This window comes from Cupriavidus sp. R6-3, assembly GCF_059772245.1.
In genome coordinates this window covers 15,698-32,572 of record NZ_JCBAJO010000033.1, presented here as the reverse complement: position 1 = coordinate 32,572, position 16,875 = coordinate 15,698, and the positions used below count along the sequence as shown (strand labels likewise).

The 16,875-nt window shown below is 69.7% G+C and carries 13 protein-coding genes and 1 riboswitch; of the genes, 4 read left to right on the top strand and 9 right to left on the bottom strand.

The window, feature by feature from the left end; genetic code table 11:
• From AC6EI8_RS08785 to AC6EI8_RS08775, 3 genes are all read left to right on the top strand, one after another.
• Positions 1–626 (top strand): lyase family protein (locus tag AC6EI8_RS08785; protein WP_498381733.1); only part of this gene is annotated, 626 nt, incomplete at its 5' end.
• Positions 627–791: 165 nt separating this feature from the next.
• Positions 792–1,775: a GGDEF domain-containing protein gene (locus AC6EI8_RS08780; protein WP_150082305.1), complete on the top strand. Its 984-nt coding sequence runs from the start codon at positions 792–794 to the stop codon at positions 1,773–1,775.
• 133 nt (positions 1,776–1,908) lie between these two features.
• A riboswitch (glycine riboswitch) is annotated at positions 1,909–2,025 on the top strand.
• Positions 2,026–2,081: 56 nt separating this feature from the next.
• Positions 2,082–3,419: a D-amino acid dehydrogenase gene (locus tag AC6EI8_RS08775; RefSeq protein ID WP_149318608.1), complete on the top strand. Its 1,338-nt coding sequence runs from the start codon at positions 2,082–2,084 to the stop codon at positions 3,417–3,419.
• Positions 3,420–3,989: 570 nt separating this feature from the next.
• Here AC6EI8_RS08775 and AC6EI8_RS08770 read toward each other — a convergent pair.
• The 6 genes from AC6EI8_RS08770 to zwf all read right to left on the bottom strand — a co-directional run bounded on the left by AC6EI8_RS08770 (position 3,990) and on the right by zwf (position 10,520).
• Positions 3,990–4,784 carry an SDR family NAD(P)-dependent oxidoreductase gene (locus tag AC6EI8_RS08770; protein WP_149318607.1) on the bottom strand — a complete coding sequence of 265 codons (795 nt, stop codon included), beginning with the start codon at positions 4,782–4,784 and terminating at the stop codon, positions 3,990–3,992.
• 117 nt (positions 4,785–4,901) lie between these two features.
• Positions 4,902–6,341 carry an ATP-binding protein gene (locus tag AC6EI8_RS08765; protein WP_498381732.1) on the bottom strand — a complete coding sequence of 480 codons (1,440 nt, stop codon included), beginning with the start codon at positions 6,339–6,341 and terminating at the stop codon, positions 4,902–4,904.
• Positions 6,341–7,147 (bottom strand): response regulator, encoded by an 807-nt coding sequence (locus AC6EI8_RS08760; protein WP_150082303.1) that lies wholly within the window; start codon positions 7,145–7,147, stop codon positions 6,341–6,343. Before AC6EI8_RS08760 ends, AC6EI8_RS08765 begins: the two co-directional genes overlap by 1 nt.
• 43 nt (positions 7,148–7,190) lie before the next feature.
• Complete coding sequence (glk, locus tag AC6EI8_RS08755) at positions 7,191–8,165, bottom strand: glucokinase (RefSeq protein ID WP_498381731.1); 975 nt, start codon at positions 8,163–8,165, stop codon at positions 7,191–7,193.
• A 156-nt stretch (positions 8,166–8,321) separates the two neighbouring features.
• A complete protein-coding gene (gene pgl, locus AC6EI8_RS08750) occupies positions 8,322–9,002 on the bottom strand; it encodes a 6-phosphogluconolactonase (protein ID WP_150082301.1) in 681 nt (226 codons plus the stop codon).
• Between the two features lie 69 nt (positions 9,003–9,071).
• A complete protein-coding gene (zwf, locus tag AC6EI8_RS08745) occupies positions 9,072–10,520 on the bottom strand; it encodes a glucose-6-phosphate dehydrogenase (protein ID WP_187829214.1) in 1,449 nt (482 codons plus the stop codon).
• Between the two features lie 243 nt (positions 10,521–10,763).
• Between zwf and edd the strand changes: the two genes are divergently transcribed.
• Complete coding sequence (gene edd / locus AC6EI8_RS08740) at positions 10,764–12,587, top strand: phosphogluconate dehydratase (RefSeq protein WP_498381730.1); 1,824 nt, start codon at positions 10,764–10,766, stop codon at positions 12,585–12,587.
• 49 nt (positions 12,588–12,636) lie between these two features.
• Here edd and AC6EI8_RS08735 read toward each other — a convergent pair whose 3' ends face one another.
• The 3 genes from AC6EI8_RS08735 to ngg form a co-directional block, all read right to left on the bottom strand.
• Positions 12,637–13,593, bottom strand: a complete 957-nt coding sequence (locus tag AC6EI8_RS08735; protein ID WP_498381729.1) for a mechanosensitive ion channel family protein — start codon at positions 13,591–13,593, stop codon at positions 12,637–12,639.
• Between the two features lie 46 nt (positions 13,594–13,639).
• The gene (locus tag AC6EI8_RS08730; protein WP_149318600.1) at positions 13,640–14,842 is read right to left on the bottom strand and encodes an osmoprotectant NAGGN system M42 family peptidase; all 1,203 of its coding nucleotides are present in this window, start codon (positions 14,840–14,842) and stop codon (positions 13,640–13,642) included.
• A 61-nt stretch (positions 14,843–14,903) separates the two neighbouring features.
• Positions 14,904–16,772 carry an N-acetylglutaminylglutamine synthetase gene (ngg, locus tag AC6EI8_RS08725; protein WP_498381728.1) on the bottom strand — a complete coding sequence of 623 codons (1,869 nt, stop codon included), beginning with the start codon at positions 16,770–16,772 and terminating at the stop codon, positions 14,904–14,906.
• Between the last annotated feature and the right edge of the window lie 103 nt (positions 16,773–16,875).

The following is a 16,875-nucleotide window of genomic DNA, read 5'->3' as shown; positions in this document are numbered from 1 at the left end:
TGCCGTTCGAGCCCGCCGCCAACCGCTACGCGCTGCAGGCCGCGCACGACGCGCTGGCCGATCTGTCCGGCGCGCTCAATACCACGGCTTCGTCCTTCCTGAAGATCGCGCGCGACTTCATGCTGCTGGGCTCGGGCCCCCGCGCGGGCTTTGCCGAGCTGCAGCTGCCGGCCAACGAGCCCGGTTCGTCGATCATGCCGGGCAAGGTCAATCCGACCCAGGCCGAGGCGCTGGCGATGGTCTGCTGCCGCGTGATCGGCAACCACACCACCATCACGCTGGCCAACGGCCTGGGCACGCTGGAACTGAACGCCTACAAGCCGGTCATCGTTTACAGCCTGCTGCAGTCCGTTACACTGCTGGCCGACGCGGCGGCCAGCTTCGCCGAACACATGGTGGCCGGCGTCGAAGCGGACCGGGCGCGCATCGCCGAGCTGCTCGAACGCTCGCTGATGCCGGTCACCGCGCTGAATCCGCATATCGGCTACGACAAGGCGGCCGAAATCGCCAAGCTCGCGGTGGCCCGCAACCTGTCGCTGCGCGAAGCGGCGATCGCCTCCGGCCATGTCACCGCCGAGCAGTTCGAGCAGTGGATCGATCTGAAAGGGATGACGCGCGAGGTGTAGCGCCGCGGCGCACCGGTGCTGGCGGACACGTCCACGACCGCGCATGCGGCCGCCCACACATGGAACGACCCTATGGACCGGCCCCGCGCTGCCGCGGCGGCCGGCGACAAACCCGCTTGAGACGGGCAGACGACGATCGGGGATAACAACGATCGCATTGACGAGATGATTCCTGCTCCCATTCCCGCCGATGACCAGCGGCGCCTCGACGCGCTGTACTCGCTGAACCTGCTCGATACCGCCGCCGAAGAGCGCTTCGACCGGCTGACCCGCCTGGCCAGGCGGCTGTTCGACGTGCCGATCGCGCTGGTCAGCCTGGTCGATGCCAGGCGCCAGTGGTTCAAGTCCTCGTTCGGCCTGGCCGCCCGCGAAACGCCGCGCGAGCAATCGTTCTGCGGCCATGCGATTTTGCGCGACGACCTGCTGATCGTGCCCGATGCGCTGCAGGACCAGCGCTTTCACGACAACCCGCTGGTCACGGGCGCGCCCGGCGTGCGTTTCTATGCCGGCTGCCCGCTCGCGGTACGGGGCGGCGCCAAGGTCGGCACGCTGTGCCTGATCGACACCGAGCCGCGCGAGTTCGACAAGGACGATCAGGCGCTGCTGCACGATCTGGGTCGCCTGGCCGAGCAGGAACTGGAGTCGGCGCAACTGGCCTCGATGGACGACCTGACGATGCTGTCGAACCGCCGCGGCTTCTCGGCGCTGGCGCAGCATGCGCTGGCGGTCTGCCAGCGCCAGGGAATGCCCGTCACACTGCTGTTCTTCGACATGGACGGCTTCAAGGCCATCAACGACCGCTTCGGGCACGCCGAGGGCGATCTGGCGCTGGCCGCCTTCGCCGACCACCTGCGCCAGGCCTTCCGCGAGTCCGACCTGATCGGACGGCTGGGCGGCGACGAGTTCGTCGTGCTGCTGGTCGACGCCTCGGCCGACCAGTGCGACGCGATGCTGGCCCGGCTGCGGCAAGTCGTGGACGCGTACAACGCGCAGAGCCAGCGCGGCTATGCGCTGGATTTCAGCGCCGGCGCGGTCGCCTTCGATCCCGCCCGGCACACCGGCATCGCCGACCTGCTGGCGCAGGCCGACCAGGCGATGTACGCCAACAAGGCACGCAGGAAGGGAACGCCGCCCGCCGCGCCACAGTAACTCGCGTTGCGGCCGCCGCCGCGCCGTGTTACTGTCCGCCCATCCAGGAGAAAGCGAGCCTGCGGCGCGACAGCGCGGCGGCAGCGCTGCCGAAGGCGTACCCCCGAAACGCTCAGGTACCGAAGACTGGAGACGACAACGAACTGGAGAGCGCCGCCATCATGGTTCAGCGATGACGGCCGCCGAAGGGGCAAACCGGGTCCGGGGCGGACGCGGTGAATCTCTCAGGCAAAAGGACAGTGGGGGCAGCCGGGTTGGCATCGACGATGCCGGCCGGCTGCCCCTTTTTGCATCCTGGAGCCTGAAATGAAAGTCATCGTGATGGGGGCCGGCGTGATCGGCGTGGCCTCGGCGTGGTATCTGTCCAAGGCCGGCCATGAGGTCGTCGTGCTCGAGCGCAATGCCGGCGCGGCACGCGAAACCAGCTTCGGCAACGGCGGCCAGATCTCGGTCAGCCATGCCGAGCCCTGGGCCAACCCCTCGGCGCCGCTGAAGCTGCTCAGCTGGCTGGGACGCGAGGACGCACCGCTGCTGTTCCGCCTGCGCGCCGACCCGGCGCAATGGTCGTGGGGGCTGAAGTTCCTGCGCGAATGTCCGGCCCGGCGTTCCACCCGCAACATGATCCAGCTGCTCAACCTCGGCACCTACAGCCGCGCCAGCCTGCAGGCGCTGCGCGCCGAGACGGGCATCGAATACGATCATCTGACCCGCGGCATCCTGCACTTCTATACCAGCCAGAAGGAATTCGACGCGGCCATCGAGCCGGCGCGCATCATGCGCGAGCTGGGCTGCGAGCGCCGCGTGATCGGTCCCGACGAAGTGGTGAAGCTCGAACCGGCGCTGGCCTCGATCGCGCCGCGGCTGGCGGGCGCCACCTACACCAGCGAGGACGAGTCCGGCGACGTGCACCGCTTCACCACCGGGCTGGCCGCGCTGTGCGAGGCGCGCGGCGTGCGCTTCCGCTACGGCGTGCGCGTGCAGCGGCTGCTGGCCGAAGGCGGTCGCATGCGCGGGGTCGAGATCGCCGACGAGACCGGCGCCTACACCGTCGAGCAGGCCGACGCCTATGTGCTCGCGCTCGGCAGCTTCAGCCCGATGCTGGCGCGGCCGCTCGGCGTCAAGCTCGATATCTATCCGGCCAAGGGTTATTCGGCCACGCTGCCGGTGCTCGACCCGGAGCGCGCGCCAAGCGTCAGCCTGACCGACGACGAGTACAAGCTGGTGTTCTCGCGTCTGGGCGACCGGCTGCGCATCGCGGGCACCGCGGAGCTCAACGGCTATTCGATGGAGCTGAACCCGGTGCGCTGCGAGGCCATCGTGCGGCGCACGCTGGAGATCTTCCCCGGTGTCAGCCGTCCCGAACTGGCGCGCTACTGGACTGGCCTGCGACCCGCGACGCCGGGCAACGTGCCGTATATCGGCGCGAGCGCGGTGCAGGGGCTGTACCTGAACACGGGCCATGGCACGCTGGGCTGGACCCACGGCTGCGGCTCGGGACGCGCGATCGCCGAGCTGATCAGCGGCCGCGTGCCGGAGGTGGACTTTGGCTTCTGCGGTCCGCTGCCTGAGGCGCCACGGATGGCGCGGCCGCTCGCGCCGGTGGTGGCGGCGCGTGCCGCCGCGTCGGAGCCGGCAGAGGTTTGATCCGGGGTTTGATCCGGGGTCTTATACGGATCTGATACGGATCTGATACGGATCTGATACGGATCTGATACGGGCCTGAAACAACGACACCGGCGCGGCATGGCATCGCCATGCGCGCCGGTGTTTTCGTTTCATCGTTGGCGTGGATGCGTCCGGGCACGCCTCGGGCACACCTTGGAGATGCATCAGGACAAGCATCGGAACACGTGTCGAGCATGCATCGCGCACGCACCGGGCCCCCGCATGCCGGCGAAAGCGTACCCGTTTCTGCGTGCCCCTCGCGCAAACCGTACCCGTTTCTGCGTACCCGTTCGCGAGCGTCGATGGGCCGGCTGATTGCGATGAAACCGCCGGTAAAACCGGCGTGCCGGCAGGCGATGGATAGCGGCGCCGTACCCGTTTCTGCGTCGCGCGAACTCAATCAATATGGACGCCGCGCGCAAAGCGTACCCGTTTCTGCGTGCCTGGCAGCGGTGCGAAACCAGGTCCGGCATGACGGTGCGATGCACGGCATCGCACCGTCACGCCGTCGCACCATGGCACCGTCGCATCATCCCGCCATCGCCAGGCTCAGGCGATGGTATCCACCACGCCACCATCGACCCGCAACGCGGCACCGGTGGTCGCCGATGCCTGCGGCGAACAGACGTAGACCACCATGTGCGCGACCTCCTCCACCGTGGCCGCGCGCTGGAGGATCGAGCTGGGCCGATGCGCCTTGACGAACTCGGCGGCCGCCTCCTCGATCGACAGCCCCGCCTTCTGCGCGTCCTCCCGCAGCATCTCGCGCAGGCCGTCCGACAGTGTCGGCCCCGGCAAGACCGCGTTGACGGTCACGCCGGTGCCGCTGAGCCGTTTGGCGAGGCCGCGCGATACCGCCAGTTGCGCGGTCTTCGAGAAGCCGTAATGGATCATGTCCTCCGGCGTGTTCAGCGCGGACTCCGACGAGATGAACACCACGCGGCCCCAGCCGTTCGCCGCCATCGCCGCCGTATACGCCCGCGCCAGCCGCACGCCCGACATCACGTTGACATCAAAGATCCGGGTCCAGTCCTCGTCGCTCAGTTCATAGAAGTCGCGCGGACCGTAGATGCCGGCGTTGTTGACCAGAATGTCCACCGCCGGCTCGGCGGCCACGATTGCATCGCAGCCCTCGGCGCCGCCGACGTCGGCCGCGACGCCGCGCACCGTGGCGCCCGGCACCTCGCGCACCACGTCGGCAATGGCGCCCTCGACGGTGTCCTGCTTGCGGCCATTGACGATGACGGTGGCGCCGCTGCGCGCGAGGCCGATGGCGATGGCCAGCCCGATGCCCGCGGTCGAGGCGGTGACAAGGGCGGTCTTGCCGGTGAGATCGATCTGCATGAGTGCCTCCTGAATCAGTGGGACAGCAGGGCAGAGGATGCAAACGGTTGGCGAAAGCCGTACGCAGAAACGGGTACGCTATTGGAGAAAATCGCCACCACCGCCGTATGCCGCGGACTAGTGGCGGCGTTCGCCTCGTGCGTCGCCCGCTGCGGGAAACACCACGCGCACCCGCAGCCCCGGCTCGTTATCTTCCAGCGACAGCGTGGCGCGATGCACCTGGGTGATCTCGTCGACGATGGCCAGGCCCAGGCCGCTGCCGCCGCTCGGTGCATCGGGCAGGCGGTAGAAGCGATCGAGCACGCGGGCGCGCTGCTCGGGCGGGATGCCGGGACCGTTGTCGGCGACCATCAGCGCGACGCGGCCCGCATCCGCGCGCTGCACGCGCACGTCGACCTTGCCGCCGGCCGGCACATAGCGCAGGGCGTTGTCGATCAGATTGGTCAGCAGGATGCGCAGCGCGTCGGGGTCGCCCTGCACGGTCAGCCCGGCCGAGTCTCCATCGCGGCCATCGTGACCTTTGTCGCCATCGTGACCAACCCGACCATGGCGACTATCGGCACCGCCATCGCCATCGGTAGTGTCGAGCCCCAGGTCGATATGCCGATCGAGGGCGGCCTGCGTCATCTCGCCGACCACCGTCGCGGCCAGCTCGCGCAAGGCGACCGGCTGATGGCCAGCGACGGCCGCGCCGGGCTCGTGGCGCGCGAGCGTCAGCAACTGCGTCACCAGATGCGTCAGCCGCTCGAGCCCGTCGCGCAGATTGCCGACCGCCTCGCGGCGCGCCGGCTCGCTGTCGGCGCGTTCGACCAGTTGCGCCTGCAGCTGCAGCGCGGTCAGCGGCGTGCGCAGCGCGTGCGCGGCATCGGCGATGAACGCGCGCTGCGTGTCGATCGCGTCGGACAGCCGCGCCAGCAGCAGGTTGAGCGCCTCGGTCAGCGGCGCGATCTCGGCCGGCATCTGCGCCACCGCCAGCGGCGACAGCGCATTGGCATCGCGCTTGCCCACCTGCCGCGCGATCTCGCGCACCGGCCGCAGCCCGCGGCCGACCGCCAGCCAGACCATCCAGCCCAGCAGCGGCAGCAGCAACAGCAGCGGTGCGACGGTGCGCAGCGCCATCCGCGCCGCCACTTCGCGGCGCGCGCTCATCGGCTGTGCGATCTGCACCACCGCCGGCCCGAGCTGCACGCTGTAGATGCGGAACTCGCCGTCGTCGGTGCGCACATTGGAAAAGCCGAGCTCCGCGCGCGGCGGCAGCGACGGCCGCGAATGCGACAGATAGAGGCTGCGGCCGGTGCCGTCCCAGATATGGATGACCACGTCCTCGTCGGAACGGAACAGATTGTCGGTGCCGGGTGGCAGCGGCGGCGGCAGCGATGGCATCGCCGGGCCGCTGAACTGGCTCGGCAGCGCGAGCGCGACCTGGCGCATCTGGTAGTCGAACAGCGCGTTGGCCTCCTGCCGGGCCTGGCCGTAGATCAGCGCGGTGGCGGCGGCGATGCCGGCCAGCAGGCCGAGCGCCAGCCACCACAGCAGGGTCCGCTGGATCGATCGCATCAGCGCGCTCCTCCAGCGGCTTCATTGTCCTTGCCGCCGTCTTTCTTGCTGCCCGTCTCGCTGCCCGTCTCGCTGTCCTTCTCGCCGCCGTTGTCCCCCTGCTGCACGCCTTCATCGAGCTTCGGGCAGACATAACCGACACCGCGGATATTGCGGATCAAACCCTGGCCGAGCTTCTTGCGCAGCGCGTGGATATAGACCTCGACCGTGTTGCTGCCCACCTCGTCGTCCCAGCCGTACAGCTTCTCCTGCAGCTGCGGCACCGACCAGACCTTGCCCGGACGCGCCAGCAGCGCCGCCAGCAACGCGTATTCGCGCGCCGACAGATGGACCGGCTCGCCCGACAACGTGACTTCGCGCGTGGCCGGATTGAGCACGATGGCGCCGTAGCGGACCAACGGCTCGGCGCGGCCCTGCGCGCGCCGCGCCAGCGCGTGGATGCGCGCCACCAGCTCCTGCAGGTCGAAGGGCTTGACCAGATAGTCGTCGGCCCCGGCGTTCAATCCGGCGACGCGATCGGCGACCGCATCGCGCGCGGTCAGGATCAGCACCGGCGTGGCGACGCCGCGCGCCCGCATGCCGGACAACACATCAAGACCGGATCGGCGCGGCAGGCCGAGATCGAGCAGCACCAGATCGTGCTGCCCCTCGGCCGCGCCGCCGGCGGCGACGCCAGGCGGTTGCGTGGCGGCCGACAGTCCGGCCTCGCCGTCGCGTACCCAGTCCACCGCGAAGCCTTCCTGACGCAGCGCCAGCCGCACGGAATCGCCGATCATCGTGTCGTCTTCGATCAGCAGCACACGCATCGCTTCGCTCCGTTCGTCCGCCCCGCCGGGCGTGCGCAGCGGCTCATCGCCGGTCGACCGCTTCGGCCAGCGCGTGCGCCAGCCCCGGCAGCGCGGGAAAGCGCGCGGTGATGACCTGCACCGGCACCGGCTCGAGGAAAGCGCGCATGCGTCCCTTGTCGACGAAGCGCGCGTTGAAGCTCGACGCCGCCAGCGCCTCGACGAAGCGCGGCACGATGCCGCCGCCGATATAGACGCCGCCGCGCGCGCCGAGGATCAGCGTCACATCGGCCGCGACCGACCCGAGCAGGCCGCAGAACACCGCGAGCGCGCGCTGGCACAGCGCATCGCCGCGCTGCAAGGCGCCCTCGGTGACCTCCGCCGCGGTCAGCGGCATGCGCACGGGCGTACCCGTTTCTGCGGCCAGCGCGGCATGCGTGTGCGACAGCCCCATGCCCGACAGCAGCCGTTCGGCCGAGACGCGGCCGTGCTCGCGATGCGCGGCATGCCAGGCGATCCACTCGTCGTCGGTGGCCGGCATCAGCTCGACATGCCCGCCCTCCCCCGCCAAGGCCACGGGCCCGGCGCCGTGGCGGCCGGGGATCAGCCCCGATACGCCGAGCCCGGTGCCGGGGCCGATCAGGGCCAGCGGCGTGTCGGCCGCCGGTGTGCCGGCACGCACGGGCGCCAGCTCGCCGGGCTGCAGGTACGGCAGGGCCAGCGCCAGCGCGGTGAAATCATTCAGCGCCAGCAGTGTCTCCAGGCCCAGCGCCTGGCGCACCGCCTCGATCGAGAAGGCCCAGGCGTGGTTGGTCAGCTTGACGCGATCGCCGGTGACCGGATTGGCGAGGCCGATCGCCGCGTGGCGCGGCTGCGGGCCGGACAGCTGCGACAGGTATTGCCGCATTGCCGCTTCCAGCGACGGATAGTCGGCGACCTTCAGTGCCGTGACCGGTCCGATCGCATCGGGCGCGGTCTGCAGGGCGAAGCGGACATTGGTGCCGCCGACATCGGCGAGCAGGCGTGGGTAGGTAGTCATCGCAGGGCGGAAAACATCGGGCGAAATTCGGGCCGTGGTGGCAACGCGTGCATTCGGGCTACGTGTTCGGGCTACGTGTTCGGGCTACGTGTTCGGGGGCGTGTTCGGGCGGCGTATCGAAGCGGCGTATCGAGTCAGCGTAGTCAGGCCTCGCAGTCAGGCAGTGAACACATCGAACCCATGCCGATGCCGGCTGGCCACCAGCCCCACCGGCAACGCGGGCCCCGGCTCCTGCAGCGCGCGCTCGAACACCTCGGCCTTGGCCGCGCCGGCAAACGCCAGGAAGACGCGCTCGGCCGCCAGCAACGCGGCCAGGTTCAGCGTCACGCGCGCATGCGGCGCGCTGGCCGGGCGTGTCACCACATAGCAGGGCGTATCGCCGTTCAGCGCTTCGCCGAGCTCCGGCGCATCGGCGAACAGCGACGCGGTATGGCCGTCCTCGCCCATCCCGAGCACCGCCACGTCGGGCTGGCGAAACGCGGCATTGAGGCGCACCACCGCCCGCGCGGGCTCGGACGCCTCGACCGCATCGGCGATCAGCGGCACGAAGCTGGCGGCGGCCGCGGCATCGCGCAGCAGGTGTTCCTGCACGAGGCGCGCATTGCTGTCCTCGTGTCCGGGCGGCACCGCGCGCTCGTCGACCAGCGTGATGGTGACCGCGTCCCAGCGCACCGGCCGATAGCGCAGCCGCTCGAACATCGGCACCGGCGAGCGCCCGCCCGAAACGGCCAGCACCGCGTGTCCGCGGTCCTGGATGGCGAGGTCGAGCGCGTGACTGACGGAGGCGGCCAGCGCTTCGGCCTGGTCCAGCAGCGAGGGATGTTCGAAGCGGCGCATGGCGATTTCCGGGTCAGGGTTCGTTGGAGCGGAGCGGCGGGCCGATTCGCCAAAGCGGGCGAGCCGGCGTCAGACCTCCTCGTGCCACAGCGCGTTGTCGCGCGAGAGCAGCGCGGAGGACGCGGCCGGTCCCCAGGTGCCCGCGGTATAGGGCTTTGGCGGCAGCGAACTCTCGGCCCAGGTGTCGATGATCGGCTCGACCCAGCGCCATGCCTGCACCTGTTCGTCGCGGCGCACGAACAGGCCCAGCCGTCCGCGTATCACGTCGAGCAGCAGGCGTTCGTAGGCACCGGCGCGGCGCACCTTGAACGAGTTGGCGAAATCAAGGTCGAGCGAGGTCGGCGTCAGCGCGACCGTGTCGCCGGGCTGCTTGACGAGGAAATACAGCCGGATGCTTTCCTCCGGCTGCAGCCGGATCACCAGCCGGTTCTGCGGCGACAGCGTCAGCGGGCGGGGAAAGATCGCATGGGGCACGTCGCGGAAGTGGATCACGATCTCGGCCACGCGCGACTGCATCCGCTTGCCGGTACGCAGGTAGAACGGCACGCCGGCCCAGCGCCAGTTGGCGATCTCGGCCTTGATCGCGACGAAGGTCTCGGTGCGGCTGTCCGGCGCGATGCCGGGCTCTTCGAGATAGCCGGGCACCGGCTTGCCGGCGATGGCGCCAGCGCGGTACTGCCCCCGCACCGTCTTCTCGGCCACCTCCTGCGGCGAGATCGGCTTGAGCGCCTTCAGGATCTTGATCTTCTCGTCGCGCACCGCGTCTTCGGTCAGGCTGGTGGGCGGTTCCATCGCGACCATGCAAAGCAACTGCAGCAGGTGGTTCTGCACCATGTCGCGCAGCGCGCCGGTCTGGTCGTAGAAATCGCCGCGGCCCTCGACACCGAGTTCCTCGGCGATCGTGATCTGCACGTCCTGCACCCATTCGCGCCGCCACAGCGGCTCGAACAGCGCGTTGCCGAAGCGGATCGCCATCAGGTTCTGCACCGACTCCTTGCCCAGGTAGTGATCGATCCGGTAGATCTGCTCCTCGGCGAAGTAGCGCGCCACCGCCGCGTTGATCGCCTCGTTCGAATCCAGATCGTGGCCCAGCGGTTTTTCCAGGACCACGCGCACCTTCGGATGGTTCAGGCCGGTGCGGCCGAACTGCTCGCAGATCGGCACGAACAGATGCGGCGCGGTGGCCAGGTAGCAGACCACGACCTCGGGCTGGCGGTCCAGCACCTTGCGCGCCAGCGCATCGAAATGCTCGGGCTTGCGGGCGTCGGCCTGCACGTAGCACAGCCGCGCGACGAAGCTGGCCCAGTCGCCCGGCGGGGCGTGTTCGAGGCCCGGCCGCATGCCCTGCTCGAGCGTGGCGACGTATTCCTCGGTGGTGGAAGGATGGCTGCCCGTGGCCAGGATGCGCGCCGCGGGATGCAACAATCCGGCGCGATGCGCGTCGAACAAGGCCGGCAGCAGTTTGCGCCTGGCCAGGTCACCGGTGCCGCCAACCAGCACCATGTCGAAATCGGGCATGCTCACCCTGACCTCCTTGTCGCTTGATAGAGACCCCGTAGCGCGGCCGTTGCGGCCAGTTTACGTGAGTCGCGGGCGCTTTGCGAGCCACGCGGCAGCCAGCGGCGGCCGTGGTCGTGGGTGTGGCGGCGCGTGTGGCCACGAGAGGCGGCGCGGCGGGCATGCTCCGTGCAAGCCCCTGCAACATGCGCTAGGCTGAACTGCGACATGCCAGGCATTGAAGAATCCGCTGGAGAGAGCCCCATGCCCCATTCCGTACTCGAACAAGTGACGGCCCGCATCGTGGCCCGCAGCGCGCCGACGCGCCAGGCCTACCTGTCCCGCACGCAGGCCATGGCCGGCAGCAAGGTGCAACGCGCGCAGCTGTCCTGCACGAACCTCGCGCACGGCTTCGCCTCGATGCCCGAGCCCGCCAAGATCCGCCTGAAGGCCGAGGAACGGCCCAATGTGGCGATCGTTTCCTCGTACAACGACATGCTTTCGGCGCACCAACCGCTGGGAGAGTTCCCCGCCTGGATCAAGGAAGCCGCGCTGGAGGCCGGCGCGACCGCGCAATTCGCCGGCGGCGTGCCGGCGATGTGCGACGGCGTGACGCAGGGCCAGGACGGCATGGAGCTGTCGCTGTTCTCTCGCGACGTGATCGCCCAGGCCACCGCGGTCGCGCTGTCGCACCAGATGTTCGATGCGGCGCTGTATCTGGGCATCTGCGACAAGATCGTGCCCGGGCTGGTGATGGGAGCGCTGTCGTTCGGCCATCTGCCCGCGGTGTTCGTGCCGGGCGGGCCGATGCCGACCGGCATCCCGAACGAGGAAAAGGCCCGCATCCGCCAGTTGTATGCGCAGGGCAAGATCGGCCGGGAGGAACTGCTCGAGGCCGAGAGCAAGTCATACCATTCGCCCGGCACCTGCACCTTCTACGGCACCGCCAATTCGAACCAGATGCTGATGGAGATCATGGGCCTGCATCTGCCGGGCACCGCCTTCATCAATCCCCACACGCCGCTGCGCGAGGCGCTGACGCGCGAGTCCGCGCGGCATGTGCTGCGGCTGGTGCACCAGGGCGAGCGCTATACGCCGATCGCGCAGGTGCTCGACGAGCGCGCCTTCGTCAACGGCATCGTCGGCCTGCTCGCCACCGGCGGCTCGACCAACCACACGCTGCACCTGATCGCGATGGCGCGCGTGGCCGGCATCGTGCTGACCTGGGACGACTTCGACGAGCTGTCGGCGGTGGTGCCGCTGCTGGCGCGGGTCTATCCGAACGGCCAGGCCGACGTCAACGGCTTCCAGGCGGCGGGAGGCCTGGCGCTGGTGATCCGCGGCCTGCTGGCGCGCGGGCTGCTGCATGACGATGTCACCACCATCGTCGGGCAGGGGCTGGAGGACTACACGCGCGAACCGGCGCTGCGCGAGGGCAAGCTGGTCTGGATCGACGGGCCGACCGAATCGCTGGACGCGTCGGTGGTGCGCGGCGCCGGCGAGCCGTTCGCGCCGGACGGCGGCATCAAGGTGCTGGACGGCAATATGGGCCGCGCGGTGATCAAGACCTCGGCGGTCAAGGCCGAGCATCAGGTGGTGCAGGCACCGGCGCGCGTGTTCCATCATCAGGACGACATGCTGGCCGCCTTCAAGCGCGGCGAGCTGGAGCGCGATTTCGTCGCGGTGCTGCCGTACCAGGGACCGGCGGCCTGCGGCATGCCCGAACTGCACAAACTGACGCCGACGCTGACGGTGCTGCAGGACCGCGGCTTTCATGTGGCGCTGGTCACCGACGGCCGCATGTCGGGCGCCTCGGGCAAGGTGCCGGCCGCCATCCACGTCTGCCCCGAGGCGCTCAAGGGCGGCGCGATCGGCAAGGTCCGCGACGGCGACATGATCCGCGTCGATGCGCCGGCCGGCATCCTGACCGCGCTGGTGCCGCAGGCCGAATGGGAAGCGCGCACGATCGACGTGCCGGACCTGAGCCGCCATCGCCATGGCGTCGGCCGCGACCTGTTCGGCAACTTCCGCCGCAACGTCAGCACGGCGGAGGAAGGCGCCTGCACGCTGTTCGCGGACGAGGCCTGAGCGGCGGCGAGGGCCTGAGCGGCAGGGGCGCGGCCCCTGCCTGCCACCGCTAGGCGTGTCGCTGCCCGCCGCCCGGCGCGGACTGCGGCGGCTGGGGCCGCTGGGCCGGCTGCGGCGTATGGGGCTGCGGCGTATGGTTCAGCACCAGCGCGGTCTGTTCGCCCTGACCGCCATTGCCCGGCACGCGCAGCTCCTGCACCGGCACCGCGATATCGATGCCGACCGCCTGCAGCTCGCGCTTGACGCGCTCGTAGAAGGCGAAGCGCAGGTTCCAGTAGTTGTCGTTGGAGGTCCAGCAGCGCAGGTTCAGCGTCACGCCCTCGCTGGTGAAGTTGACCACCATCGCCTCGGCCGCCGGCACCTCGAGCACGCGCTCGTCGTCGGCCAGCATATGGCGCAGCACCCGCAACGCGGTCTGCACGTCGGCGCCGAACGGCACCGTGACCTCGATATCGAGCCGGCGCGTCGGATTCTCGCTGTAGTTCGTGATCGCGCTGCCCCAGATCTTGTTGTTCGGCACGCGCAGGCAGACGCCGTCGAAGGTCGTCAGCTCGGTCATGAACAGCCCGGTCTCGCGCACGGTGCCGGCGATGCCCTGCGCGTCGATGTACTGGCCGACGCGGAACGGCCGCAGCAGCACCAGCATGATGCCCGCGGCGATGTTCTGCAGCGTGCCCTGCAGCGCCAGCCCGATCGCCAGGCCCGCGGCGCCGAGCATCGCGATGATGCTGGCGGTCTGCACGCCGAACTGCGACAGCACCAGGATCACGGTGACGACGCGCACCACCCACTGCGTGACGCTGCCCAGCATCGGCCGCAGCGTCGCGTCGACATGCGGGCGGTCGAAGGCGTGCAGCACCGCGTTGCGCGCGCGGCCGCTGAGCCACCAGCCCACCAGCAGGATGGCGAGTGCGGCCAGCACGTTCAAACCCTGGTGCACAGCCAGCTGCAGCAGATAGGCCCAGGTGGCCTGCAGCTTGTCGGCGTCGATGAAATTCAGATCCATGGCGTCGGCTCCGGAAAGGATGGCATCACGAAGGCGTCACGGTGCATCACGACGAACCTTCGCGGCGGGTATGCACCAGTTCGCCGGCGTCGGGCAACGGCGTCTCGCTGCGCGTCAGCTGGCGCGGATCGAGCTGATGCGAGAAGCCCGCCACCGAGCCCATGCGACGCTGGCGGTCCTCCGGCAGCGTCGGCCCGCTCTGGATATAGACGGTCAGCAGCTCGGCCAGATTGACCAGCACGTCAAGATGGGTCCGCTCGTAGCCATGCGAGGCATCGGCACCGAAGCACAGCAGCGCGGTGCGCACGTCGTGGCCCGCGCTGACCGCGGCGCCGGCGTCCGAATGGTAGAAGCGGAACACGTCGCGATGGCTGGGGATGCCATGCTCGTCGCACAGCCGCAGCAGGCGCCGCGTCAGGTGATAGTCGTGCGGACCGGCCGAGTCCATCAGCGGAATCGTCACGCCTTCCTCGCGCGCGCCCTGCCCCGGCGCCACCGGACCGATATCGATGCCGATCACCTCGCTGACGTCGTCCTCGATCACCGCGGTCGCGCCCGAGCCGACTTCCTCGGTCAGCGTGAACACCGCATGGCAGTCCATCGGCACCGAGGCGCCGCTCTCGCGCACCGCCTTCAGCGCGGCCAGCACCGCGGCGACGCCGGCCTTGTTGTCCAGATGCCGCGAGACGACATAGCCGTTGTCCAGGATTTCGGGGTTGGCGTCGAAGGCGACGAAATCGCCGACCTGGATGCCGAGCGCGCGGATCTGCTCCGGCGTCGCCGCCGGTTCGTCGAGCCGCAGTTCGAGCTGGTCCCAGTTGACCGGCTGCGTATCCACCGCTTCGTTGTAGACGTGGCCCGAGGCCAGCAGCGGCAGCACCGAGCCGCGATGCCGGCCATGTTCGGTAAACAGCGTCACGCGGCCGCCTTCGGCCCAGCGGCTGGACCAGGTGCCGATCGGCGCCAGCGCGAGCCGGCCGTTGGGCTTGAGCTCGCGCACCATCGCGCCGAGCGTGTCCAGGTGCGCGACGATCGCGCAGTCGGGCCCCATGCCGCTGTTGGCGCGGTTGCCGCGCAGCGTGGCGCGGATGGTGCCGCGCCGGGTCAGCTGGTAGGGAATGTCCAGACCATCGAGCACGTTGGCGGTGTAGTGCACGATCTCGTCGGTCAGCCCGGCCGGGCTGGGGATGGCGAGCAGCTCCAGCAACGCGGTCTTCAGGTACAGCCGGTCGATGTTCAGTTTCTGCATGGATGTCGATGCTGGCGCCGCGCGCCCGGGACATGGCGCGCGAATCCGCTCAGGAATTGGCTCAGGAGGTAAAGGGGAACAACAGATCGACGAAGCGCTCCGCGGTCGGCTGCGGCTCGTGATTGGCCAGGCCCGGCCGCTCGTTGGCTTCGATGATCACGTACTCGGGCTGGTCGGCGGCCGGCACCAGGAAGTCCAGGCCGACCACCGGGATGCGCAGCGCGCGCGCGGCCGTTTGCGCGGCCTCGCGCAGCACCGGATGGAGCTGGCCGGTGACGTCGTGCAGCGTGCCGCCGGTATGCAGGTTCGCGGTCTTGCGCACCGGCACGCGCTGGCCGGCGGCCGGCACCGATTGCAGCGTCAGGCCCTGCGCCGCCAGGCAGCGCTCGGTCTCGGCATCGAGCGGAATGCGGCTCTCGCCGCCGGTGGCGGCGCTGCGTCGCGCACTGTGGCGCTCGATCAGCGTCTTCAGGTCGGCCTGCCCATCGCCAACCACCTCGGCCGGCTTGCGGATCGCCGCGGCCACCACCTCGTAGCCGATCACCACGATGCGCAGGTCCTGGCCCGGGCAGAACGATTCGAGCAGCACGGTGCCGCCCTCCTGGTGCGCGGTGTCGATCGCGCTGCGCAGATGGTCCTCGGTGCGGACGTCGACGCTGATGCCGCGGCCCTGCTCGCCGAAGGCGGGCTTGACCACCACCGAGCCGTGCTCGGCGAGGAAGGCGAGGTTCTCGGCATCGGTGCCGATCTGGCGCTGCGCCGGCACCTTCAGTCCGACCTGCTCCAGCCGCTTGCGCGTCAGCGCCTTGTCCTGGCACCACGTCATCGCCACCGCGCCGGTCAGCTCGGACAGCGACTCGCGGCACAGGATCTCGCGCCCGCCATAGCGCAGGCTGAAGATGCCGGCATCGGCATCGATGATCTCGACGCCGATGCCGCGCCGGCGCGCTTCCTTGACGATCAGCGCGGCATACGGATTGAGGTTGTCGCACTCGCTCGAGCCGGCGAACAGCGGCTCGTTGATCGCGTTCTTGTGCTTGACGACGAAGCCGTCGACCTGCACGAAGCCGAGCTTGTGGTACAGGCCGATCGCATGCTGGTTGTCGTGCAGCACCGACAGATCGAGATGCTTGCGTCCGCGCGAGGCGAACAGCGCGATCAGCTCGCGCACCAGCGCCTGGCCGACGCCGGCCAGATGCGTCTGCGGATCGACCACCAGGCACCACAGGCTGCTGCCGCCGCGCTCGTCGCCGAAGGCCAGCAGATGGTCCACGCCCATCGCCGAACCGATGATGTCGCCGGTCGATTCGTCCTCGGCGATCAGGTAGATCACCGCGTCGTGGTCGCGCTGGCGCCAGACCGTGGCGGGATCGAGCGGCACCATGTGGCGCGCCGCGTAGAGGCGGTTGATCGCCGCGATATCGGCGCGTGTCGTCAGGCGCCGGATCGTGACGCCGGCCGCGCCGGTTGCTGCGGCCGCGGCGGCATCGCCGTCCTCGAGCGTGCGGCGAAACAGCAGCGACGGGTCGAGGAACAGCGTCTGCGGCGCCTCGGCCAGCAGCAGCTGCGGCGCTTCCACATAGAGCGCGATATCGCGCCGGCCCGGCGCTTCCTGCTGCAGCTCGGCGGCCAGCCGCGCCGGCGATTCGAACGACGGCGCGAACATCAGCCGGCCCCAGCCGCAGTCGAGCATCGCATTCGGGCGCGCCGACACCGGCGCGGGAGCGGGGCTCGGCTGCACGGCGGGTTCCTGCTGCACCGGCGCGCCGCCGGCGTCGTGCATCACGGCGCGCGGGGGCTGCCCTTCGGCGCCGGTGGGCGCGCCGAGATGGAGCGAATCGGCCAGTACCGACGGCTTGGTCGACGGCTTGCCCGACTGCTTGGCCGAAGGCTTGGTGGCTGGGCGGACTTCCGCATTGACGGTCGACATTCGATCTTTCTCCTCGTTGTTGTCCGGGTTCTGGCCGCGGTCGTGGCCGACACGGGACTGCGGCCGCGCGCGGCGGCCGTTGGCGTCATCGTCAGGGTGGGGG

What these genes read in the sequence shown, in the direction of transcription:
- ngg (WP_498381728.1), bottom strand. Translation starts at nt 16,772, where the DNA reads ATGTCGACCGTCAATGCGGAAGTCCGCCCAGCCACCAAGCCTTCGGCC.
- AC6EI8_RS08780 (WP_150082305.1), top strand. Translation starts at nt 792, where the DNA reads ATGATTCCTGCTCCCATTCCCGCCGATGACCAGCGGCGCCTCGACGCG.
- AC6EI8_RS08760 (WP_150082303.1), bottom strand. Translation starts at nt 7,147, where the DNA reads ATGCGTGTGCTGCTGATCGAAGACGACACGATGATCGGCGATTCCGTG.
- AC6EI8_RS08765 (WP_498381732.1), bottom strand. Translation starts at nt 6,341, where the DNA reads ATGCGATCGATCCAGCGGACCCTGCTGTGGTGGCTGGCGCTCGGCCTG.
- zwf (WP_187829214.1), bottom strand. Translation starts at nt 10,520, where the DNA reads ATGCCCGATTTCGACATGGTGCTGGTTGGCGGCACCGGTGACCTGGCC.
- AC6EI8_RS08730 (WP_149318600.1), bottom strand. Translation starts at nt 14,842, where the DNA reads ATGCAGAAACTGAACATCGACCGGCTGTACCTGAAGACCGCGTTGCTG.
- AC6EI8_RS08775 (WP_149318608.1), top strand. Translation starts at nt 2,082, where the DNA reads ATGAAAGTCATCGTGATGGGGGCCGGCGTGATCGGCGTGGCCTCGGCG.
- AC6EI8_RS08770 (WP_149318607.1), bottom strand. Translation starts at nt 4,784, where the DNA reads ATGCAGATCGATCTCACCGGCAAGACCGCCCTTGTCACCGCCTCGACC.
- edd (WP_498381730.1), top strand. Translation starts at nt 10,764, where the DNA reads ATGCCCCATTCCGTACTCGAACAAGTGACGGCCCGCATCGTGGCCCGC.
- pgl (WP_150082301.1), bottom strand. Translation starts at nt 9,002, where the DNA reads ATGCGCCGCTTCGAACATCCCTCGCTGCTGGACCAGGCCGAAGCGCTG.
- glk (WP_498381731.1), bottom strand. Translation starts at nt 8,165, where the DNA reads ATGACTACCTACCCACGCCTGCTCGCCGATGTCGGCGGCACCAATGTC.
- AC6EI8_RS08735 (WP_498381729.1), bottom strand. Translation starts at nt 13,593, where the DNA reads ATGGATCTGAATTTCATCGACGCCGACAAGCTGCAGGCCACCTGGGCC.